This is a genomic window from Pseudomonas sp. SCT (genome assembly GCF_003864275.1).
Taxonomy (GTDB): Bacteria; Pseudomonadota; Gammaproteobacteria; order Pseudomonadales; family Pseudomonadaceae; genus Stutzerimonas; species Stutzerimonas stutzeri_AE.
The window spans coordinates 1-8,680 of sequence record NZ_BDJA01000018.1; the positions used below are offsets into that span (position 1 = coordinate 1).

The 8,680-nt window shown below is 51.0% G+C and carries 8 protein-coding genes and 1 pseudogene; 6 read left to right on the plus strand and 3 right to left on the minus strand.

What is annotated here, in order from left to right; genetic code table 11:
• Positions 1–124 precede the first annotated feature (124 nt).
• Both BHD08_RS22605 and BHD08_RS22610 read right to left on the minus strand, forming a co-directional pair.
• Positions 125–397 (minus strand): annotated as a pseudogene (locus BHD08_RS22605) (hypothetical protein); the annotation flags it as partial.
• The gene (locus BHD08_RS22610; protein ID WP_125025184.1) at positions 360–797 is read right to left on the minus strand and encodes a LexA family transcriptional regulator; all 438 of its coding nucleotides are present in this window, start codon (positions 795–797) and stop codon (positions 360–362) included. The gene BHD08_RS22610 and the pseudogene BHD08_RS22605, both read right to left, overlap by 38 nt.
• 81 nt (positions 798–878) lie before the next feature.
• Between BHD08_RS22610 and BHD08_RS22615 the strand changes: the two genes are divergently transcribed.
• Both BHD08_RS22615 and BHD08_RS22620 read left to right on the plus strand, forming a co-directional pair.
• Positions 879–1,565, plus strand: coding sequence for an SOS response-associated peptidase family protein (locus BHD08_RS22615; protein ID WP_125025198.1), 687 nt, complete (start codon positions 879–881; stop codon positions 1,563–1,565).
• 198 nt (positions 1,566–1,763) lie between these two features.
• Positions 1,764–4,493, plus strand: coding sequence for a restriction endonuclease (locus tag BHD08_RS22620; protein WP_125025186.1), 2,730 nt, complete (start codon positions 1,764–1,766; stop codon positions 4,491–4,493).
• Between the two features lie 31 nt (positions 4,494–4,524).
• Here the strand turns inward: BHD08_RS22620 and BHD08_RS22625 are convergent, their stop codons facing one another.
• Positions 4,525–4,749, minus strand: a complete 225-nt coding sequence (locus tag BHD08_RS22625; RefSeq protein WP_125025188.1) for a hypothetical protein — start codon at positions 4,747–4,749, stop codon at positions 4,525–4,527.
• Positions 4,750–5,693: 944 nt separating this feature from the next.
• On the opposite strand from BHD08_RS22625, the gene BHD08_RS22630 reads away from it, so the two are divergent.
• The 4 genes from BHD08_RS22630 to BHD08_RS22645 all read left to right on the plus strand — a co-directional run bounded on the left by BHD08_RS22630 (position 5,694) and on the right by BHD08_RS22645 (position 8,587).
• Positions 5,694–6,635: an integrase domain-containing protein gene (locus tag BHD08_RS22630; RefSeq protein WP_125025190.1), complete on the plus strand. Its 942-nt coding sequence runs from the start codon at positions 5,694–5,696 to the stop codon at positions 6,633–6,635.
• Entirely contained in the window at positions 6,610–6,888 is a 279-nt protein-coding gene (locus BHD08_RS22635; protein WP_125025192.1) for a hypothetical protein, read from the plus strand. The genes BHD08_RS22630 and BHD08_RS22635 overlap by 26 nt, the downstream gene beginning before the upstream one ends.
• 46 nt (positions 6,889–6,934) lie before the next feature.
• The gene (locus BHD08_RS22640) at positions 6,935–7,453 is read left to right on the plus strand and encodes a hypothetical protein (RefSeq protein WP_125025194.1); all 519 of its coding nucleotides are present in this window, start codon (positions 6,935–6,937) and stop codon (positions 7,451–7,453) included.
• 312 nt (positions 7,454–7,765) lie between these two features.
• The gene (locus tag BHD08_RS22645) at positions 7,766–8,587 is read left to right on the plus strand and encodes a site-specific integrase (RefSeq protein ID WP_125025196.1); all 822 of its coding nucleotides are present in this window, start codon (positions 7,766–7,768) and stop codon (positions 8,585–8,587) included.
• The last annotated feature ends 93 nt before the right edge of the window (positions 8,588–8,680 follow it).

Consider the following 8,680-nt stretch of genomic DNA (forward strand, 5'->3'; position numbering starts at 1 on the left):
CTCCAGCCAAGCTTGTACACTGGAATAACGACTTAACACTTGCTTGTGCAATGGGGTGGTGGTCATGGGCGCCCCCTGAGCGTCAACGGATTCAGCCTAGCTCAAAAGCATTCCACCTAACTTAATAAAGCGCATAGTTCGAGCTGAACGCAACGCCACCGGCTGCCTCAAAACGTCGGCGCACTTGAAACCACGGCTCGCCCATCTTGATCCCGAGTGCCTTAGCCTCTGGCGTGCGGCTGACCACGCAGCCATCGTTGTTCGACAGCACCACAATGGGCGTACGGATCAGGTCGGGACGAAAGACTCTCTCGCAACTGCAGTAGAACGAGTTGCAGTCAATCAGGGCGAAAATACGTTCAGCCACAATTGCGCCCCTGTCGGCACAGACCGACATACACGCCCCAGATCTGCAGTTCCTCGCCCTCCAGCACATAGCGTGGCGGGTAAGCTGGATTGGCAGAGCGCAGCACCACCTGCTGCTGCTCGATGTCGAAAATCTTAATCAGCGGATCGCCGTTGAGGCAGGCAATGACCACGTCTTCGCGACGCGGTTGCAGCGCTTTGTCGATCAGCACCAGATCACCATCGAGAATGCCAAGTCCGGTCAGGCTATGGCCAGAAACCTGAGCGAGATAAATCTGCGGGCGATGCAGGCGAAATAGCTCGTCGAGCGAGATTCGCTGCTCCAGGTGATCCTGAGCGGGGCTAGGAAACCCAGCCGGGACAGTCGGTAGAAAAAATGGAATGGTCGTCGGGGAGGGCGCAACGGGACCGAGGATCGAAACGCTGTCCACGGGATTCACCTTGAATGCTGGATGGATAAACAGTATTTGTTGGCGGCAGTGTGCAGTCAATCGAAAGTGACGGGAGGGGGTATGTGTGGACGTTTCGTTCAACGACAAAGCTTGTCGGCGTATTTGAATGAGCTGGGCGAAGAACAATTGCCCCTGCCTGGATGGGATGAAACGCCGCTAGGGCGTTACAACGTAGCGCCGAGCACTGCGGTCCATCTGCTGCGTACTTCAACTGGTGGGCTTGTCGCTTCGCCAGTGCGCTGGGGGTGGTCGCCGGCTTGGGCGAAGGGAAAGATGCCGCCGCCCATCAATGCCCGGGTGGAGAAGGTCGCGGAGGGGAAGTTTTTCCGGCAAATCTGGCCGAACCGAGCCCTGGTGGCAGCAGACGGCTGGTACGAGTGGGTGAAAGACGAAACGGACCCAAAGCGAAAGCAGCCGTACTTCATCCAGCCGCGCGAGGGTTCTGCCTGTTTCTTCGCAGCAATCGGAAAATACCCAGCGGACGGAGAACAGTGCGACGGAGATGGCTTTGTGATTATCACTGCAGACTCGAAGGGAGGCATGGTCGATATCCATGACCGACGCCCGATTGTGCTGACACCGGAGCTGGCTCGCGAGTGGATTGATCCCGATACCACCCTGCACCGGGCGGAGCAGCTAATGTTGCATCAAGGACGACCGTCGGACGATTTCGAGTGGTTCAAGGTAGGCAAGGCTGTTGGCAATGTTCGCAACCAGGGGCCTGAGCTGATTGAGCCGGTAAAGTAGGGGCTCGCTCTGAAAAGATGCTGGAGCGGCGTACCTTAAAGACTGCTTTCGGCCAGAAGCGGACTAGTCCGCCCAAATTGAGTGGGCCTAGCATTGATGCGTGGAGGTTTCAGAAAGCTGGGCTTCTTCGGTCCTTGGCTGAGCGAGAAAAATTCCATACTCTCAGCGTAAATAACTAGCCAAGGCGCATAACCCAGCATGGCACTCAACTACCAAATCGAAGTAGCGGTAGCCCCAGAAACAACGACTACGGCGCGCGGACGAATTCTGGAGAAATTCGCTCGGAAATTCTTAGAGACTCAAAATTATCGAGTCCAGGAAGAAGTTCGCTTAACCGCCTCTGAAGTTGATCTTTTAGGTACTGAAGACACTACTGCTGAACGAATATTCGTTGAGTGCAAAGCGCATCGCTCCACTATCTCAAGCGAAGTGCTACATAAACTTCTTGGCAATGTTTACTTCAAGGGATATTCATCTGGCTGGCTGTTGTCAACCTTCGCCCTAGGCAAAGACGCCAAAGGATTTGAAGATGAGTGGAATCAGAAACCACCAGAAGAACGTAGAAAATTAAGAATTTATCCGCCTGAACGACTGATTGAGCGCTTGGTTAAAGCACAAATTATCGTAGATGCTGTGAGCCTGCAAATAGATCGCGACAAATTCAGAGTCGGGAACGATGCATTTCTATTACTTACACAAGATGGAGAATTTTGGGCTGTTCCTGTACTAGACCCTGACAGCGGCATTCGCAGCGCGACGCTTTTATTTCAAGCCGACACCGGCAAGCAGGTGACTCACCAAGCAGCCCTAGATCGTATCGCAAAGACAGACACGACGTTGTCGCTACCTTGGATTGCTGGAGGCATGGAGTCGCAAGCATTTGCAGCCGCAAAACTTCACGCAGACTTAGAAAGTATCGTCAGAGTTCCTGTTGCGGATCATTGGGCGGATTACAGGCCAGCCCGACCGGAAGACTTTGTAGGGCGAGAGAACGTCCAAACAACTGTATTCCACTTCTTAGATTCCGTTCGCAATCAAGCAACGACAACTAGACTTATAGCCCTTAAAGGCCCGTCAGGATGGGGTAAGAGTTCCAGCGTGCTAAAAATTGCTTCCCGCGCTTCTAACGTGAGAAATAAGGGGAGGTATTTCGTCTTTACGGTTGACTCGCGCGCCGCCACAACAAGCCGCTTCCCGGAACTCGCAGTAGTAACTGCTGTAAAAGCAGCTGTCAGCAGCGGATTCATTCGCTCCGATAGATCCTTAGAGTTCGGCGGCCCAACGAGCCTGTTTTCTAATCCTGCGATGCAGGGTTTGGCAGAGGATCTTCAAAGTGAAGAAAAAGTGCTTTGTGTCTTCTTCGATCAGTTTGAAGAACTTCTATATAAAGCCGACTTGGTAGACGTTTTTGCAGAAATGCGCCGTCTGTGCGCAGCTGTAGAAGAGGCTCAAGCGAATCTCGTTATTGGTTTTTCATGGAAGACCGATGGAGTGATACCCACAGAGCATAACGCGTACCACATGTGGCACTCGCTTTCTGATCGACGATTTGAAATTGAGTTATCTCCTTTCACGGAGCGCGAAGTTGGTCTAGCTATAAATCGATTTTCCAAGGAGCTTGGCAATCCTGTTATCCCACAGCTCCGCCGACTGCTTCAGGATCACTGCCAAGGCTTTCCGTGGCTGTTAAAGAAACTGTGCATTCACATCCTTGAACTATCGAAGGGAGGAATTGAGCAGCTGGACATCCTGAACAGATCAATGAATATTCAATCTCTATTTAAGAAAGATCTAGAGAATTTGTCCCCGGCCGAATTGGCATGCATCAAACAGATCGCCCAAGAATCTCCTGCGGAATTCTTTAAGGTTGCACAGAATTTCGGCGATGAAATTGTCTCTAGGTTGATCGATAAACGCCTTGTCATTCGAAGTGGCACCAGGCTGACTATTTATTGGGATATATTCAGAGATTACATACTTACCGAGAAGATTCCCTACATACCTGTAACTTATGTGCCTCAGGCAAATTTCAACCGCTACGCTAATGCTCTAGCATTTATGGTGGACAAGACGGAGCTTACCTATGCGGAGCTTGGTGCGCATATGCATCTCAGCACTGGCGCCACCGATAACTTGGTAAGAGACTTGGCAAATGTTGGGCACGTAGAGGCTTATCGCAAAGAAACAAGGATTGTCCCGTTATTCAACGATGAGCAGCAGGCTATCCAGATTGCCTTCTCCTTCTGGCAAACACACGACATAGTTAGACGCTTGAATGCTATGGTTTCGGAGGAGGGGTCGCTGTCAGAAGACGACTTTGAGCAAATTTATCGTTCAGCAAATAAACGAACAGAGCTCGGAGACAGTACACTTCACAGTTACTCCGTGAGGGTTTTGGGCTGGCTTCGCGGTCTTGGAGTTGTTGCTCAAATCGGAGGAACCTTGGTTCTCCGCGACCTTGCCAAAAGCACCTTCCAATCATTAGAAGAGTTAAGCACGCAGCGTCTCCCCACCTCAGATTTCTTTTTAGGAGAAGCACCACCAAGCAAAGTTATAGATGGCTTCAAAACTTTATGCGGAGCACCCACAACCAGAGCCTCGATGGAGCTGCAGCATGGTCGCAACACTTGCTATGCCCTCATCAAGCTAGGTCTCATGTGGCCAGATGGAGCGTCTCGCTTGAACACGTCTATTTCCGATGCAGAAAAAATCGTCGCGCTCCGAGCACGAGCAACAACCACGATTGGTGCGTCAACTGAAGTACTAAGAAATAAAGGAAGCATGTCCGGCTTGGAGCTCGGCAAAGAGCTCTCTGAACGGTTTGGGGTTCGATGGTCCGAGGGGTCACAAAGGCGCTATGGTACAGCGCTACGACAGTGGGCTGAGTGGGCTGAGGCTGTCAGGAGCGGTGTCGGTATACCGACATAAGCGCTCTATGATCTGGTGCTCGCTGCTGCAGTTATCTCACTAGCCATTCCCCCGCCCAATATTGTGGATAACGCGGGCCAAACGAGGGGACATATTTATTTGCTGCGGACCGGCAGCTGCTGGCCGATTCTGTTGAAAAAGTCGGTTTCTGAGAGAGCTGCTTGGCGCAGTTCAAAAAGCGCTCGACTTCGGCGTTGATACGTAAAAACCAAGACAGCTCCATCTTCTGAGCGAACCAGATTTCAACGTCGCTCACGCTCTTTCATGGACAAAAATCGCGGCGGGACTTTTTCAACAGAATCGGCCGATGGCAGCCGGCCGCAGAGGTTGCTAAGGAAGCTTTCCACATGTGCTGTACACATTCACACCCATAAGCCAGCGTCAGCGAACGAAAAGGCAGCTCTGATTTTGTATAACGATTGACGCTGGACAGCCCTAGAAAAAAAGCTTATTTTCTAAGGGCATACACAGCCTGGGTGAGCTTATCGCCCCGTCGCCATGCGCGATAAATAGGCATCTACGATGCCAGCGATAAGCCCCCTCTTGTGGCGCTTATCGATAATCGGTACGCGAGCTCTAGGGCTGCTACCAGTACGCTACCTTCGGGCTGCGTACATAATCAAATCGGGCCCATATGCCCGCATCAAGGCCAAAGCCGCGGTGTGCACGCTACAGGTGCGCCCACCGAATCGATCCCAGGGATCACTACTCAGCAGCCCACTAAATCAGCCAGCTGAGCACAAATATCGAACTGACAAGCCAGCGCGCGCAGCCGTCATCGGCATTTTTACGCCCTGCGCATTCAAGGCGTTCATGCGGTCAGTCCCAATCTCGCACACAGAGACGGTTCCCCTTGGAGGAGCTGAAGCCTCAGTGCTGCGTGCGTTTCAGCCATGCACTGCACGGACGAAACGCGACGAATCGCCCGTGATGCATACCGAAAATGGGGCCCGCCGGTGAGGTGGCGGGCAGGTCGAGTAGCGACCGATGCCGGACTGCTTCAGCGAAACGCTGATAGTGGGTTGCGATTGCCCCGCCATAGCTCCCAGACCCTTGTCACGGAAAAAGAACCTCTACGCGCCTGCTGCTTGTAAGTGGCGCCTGCCCGCACGGTCGGCGAGAGCCAAAAATTCTCGCGAAAAACTCAACATCTCTCAGGGCGCGGGTCCTCTTTTAATTAACGTTTAACCCGGGGTTTTTATGGCTGCAAGAAATCTAGGTTTGGGTTCAAGAGACATCAGTAAGGTCGGTAAATTTGCGCTTGGAAACGGAGATCTTTCATTTAGCTCTGTAGCAACTGTTGTGGATCGCTGGAAACCTTTCGCTAATTATATGGTTGAAAAAAACATTAAAGATCTTAAATATTTGTGCCGGGAGGATGTGGTTGCTTACGGATTACGGCTTTCTGAGCGTGTTGATAGCGATGAAATCTCTGTGTCGTATGCGCAGAATCTTGTAAGCGCAGTGAACACTGTTTTGCTTATGGCTACTTTTGGGGAATGGCGGGCAGTTAGTCCGACAAAAGATTGTCTGATTCCCAATCGTTCACACATTAGAACTTCACCACCAGATGGTCTGTGTCGCGACGAGTTCTATCGCGCCTTGGGTAAGTTAGGTAACGAGCTGGCTGAGGGTAAAGCAGTGGCTGTTCTTGCAAGAGAGTTTGGCCTCAGAACAAAAGAGGCTGCACTTCTTGATATCAGAAGAGCGCTTGAGGAAGCAAATAGAAGCGGGTATGTAAATATCACACGCGGCACAAAAGGCGGGCGCAAAAGAAAAGTTCCGATTTCCTTAAGTACCCAAACTCAGGCGCTGGAGTTTTGCTTAACAATCCTAGGTTCAAGGAAAGTTTTAATTCCTGTGGATATTAATTGGGAAAAGTTTCGAGGAAATCAAATTCGCCAAACTCGAGAGGCGTTGCAGCAGTATGGGATCAGCCGCCTGCACGAATTGCGTGCAGCTTATGCCTGTGAGCGATACGAGCAACTCTCAGGTGAGCCCGCTCCAGTTTTATGCGGTAAAGACACCCCGTTGGGCCATATGGCTCGCATAAAAATTGCACTTGAATTGGGGCATGGTCGGATTGATGTAACTAGCTCTTATCTAGGAGGTCGCAATGCTGACGCGGGAGCTCAATCATAAAATTCATCTTTATAAATCGCGCGGTGGAAAGACCAGCCGAAAACGAGCCGCCAGACGTATGTTGGAGTTTGTCGAATGGTGCAATTGCGACGCACATCAGACTGGAAAAAAACATGTTCATAAGTTTTTCGAGGCGAAAGAATTTGCCCCATCTACCGCTCGAGATTACTGGTATGCGATTAAAATGCTTTGGGAGTTAATGGATCGTGTGGGTGAGCCGCCTAAGCCAGAACGCATGAAGGCTTATGATTGAGTTATCTAGATCTACTGAGTTATTAAATTTAATATAGGGGTCTATTATGGGCGATGATGTTACTCATTTTCTAAAGTCGGGCGCTAAGCTCCTGCCTATGCGGCCCTTGTATCATCCGTTTGTTTTTCGAGCGAAGATGAGTTCGGGCGAGCTTTTTAAGGAATACAACGTATTCCAAGCTGAGGATGCTCTATTTCTGCTTTATTACTTTTCTAATGATGGCCACCTGAAGTTAAGGGTCTGTTCAAAATGCTCTATTATTAATGGCTCGGATGGTGTTGGATTCTTTGCTCTTGATGAAGAGGCGGGGCGGTACTGGCCGTATCTTGGCTTCAAGGTCTATAGTCTGAAGCGAGTTCCTTTGGTTGATGGTAAGGGGGCGAAATTACCAGAGAACATTAAACGTAAACGCATTAAATATTACACGGATATGATCAGCTGGATGAAAATCACCACAAAAGATAATTGCCATGAAAAAACTGCTATTGCTCTCTCTGGGAAACGGGTGTCCAAAATAAAAAAGAATCTCCCTTTCCGCGAGTCTTTATCGAAAATCTTTTCCTGACAGAATAATCCCAAAAGGCCTTTTCTGCTTTGATTTACCGCGCAGTCAAGGCCTTTTTTGGTTTCCTACTTGAAACGGGATTTGATGCCAGAGTCCATAATAATTAACGATAAAACCGGTTATCGGTAATTATGATCGGCGGCTGAAAAGCTCCCTTCCAGAGAAGGCTCTTCGGACCGCTTCTCTGGCTCTTCAAACCCGCTACACGTTTCCCCGCGTGCAAAATTAGTGTTTTCTCGGGTATGTGGCAAAAGAGGTCTGGCAGTCAACGTTTTGATGCCAGTTTTCTTTTTTAGCCGCCTGGTGACCCGCATGACGAAAACAACTTCATCCATAAGCGCGCTGGTTGGTGCTTGCGCCGAGCGCAGGCTGACGTCCATAGAGTTTCAGCGGCTCGCTGAGCTTCCGACGGCTGCTGAGTGGTTTGCGAATTTGGACAATCCCCGTACCCGGCGTGCATACAGAGCTGATCTCAAGGATTTCTGCAATTTTCTTGGAATGGATGAGGTTGCTCAGTTCCGCGCAGTCACCCGCGCGCACGTGCTCGCTTGGCGCTCGCAGCTGGAGCATCGCGGCCTATCCGGCGCGACTATTCGCCGAAAGCTTGCGGCATTGTCTAGCCTGTTCGATCACCTGCTCGATGCTAACGCTGTGGCTGGTGGCAACCCAGTGCACGGCGTCAAACGACCCAAAATAGAAACCAACGAGGGGAAGACCCCCGCGCTCGGTGATCATCAGGCTAAAGCCCTACTTGATGCTCCGGACCCTCAAACCCTTATTGGTCTGCGGGATCGGGCTGTGTTATCGGTGCTGCTGTATCTGGGGTTGCGTCGTGAGGAGGTCGCCAGGCTGACAGTTCAAGACATACAAGAACGCCGAGGTATCAAGCATCTTCGTGTTCATGGCAAGGGTGGGAAATTACGATATCTGCCCATGCACCCTGTCACCTTGGACCGAATCCATAGCTATTTGGAAGCTAGCAGCCAGCACACTGAACACCCTGATGCACCTCTATTCATTCCATTACGGGGCAAGCGTACCGGTACAGGCCTGAGTGCTGATGGAATTTACGCCTTGGTAGGGCGCTATGCGCGTGTAGCTGTAGTGGTCAACCCATCCCGGACAGTGGGTTAAGTTTTTCTTCGGCCACCGCAGGCGGCAGCCCGTCGTTGAATTGATGCGGTCTGATCCAGTTGTAGCGATGCATCAGGTAATGGCTGATGTCTC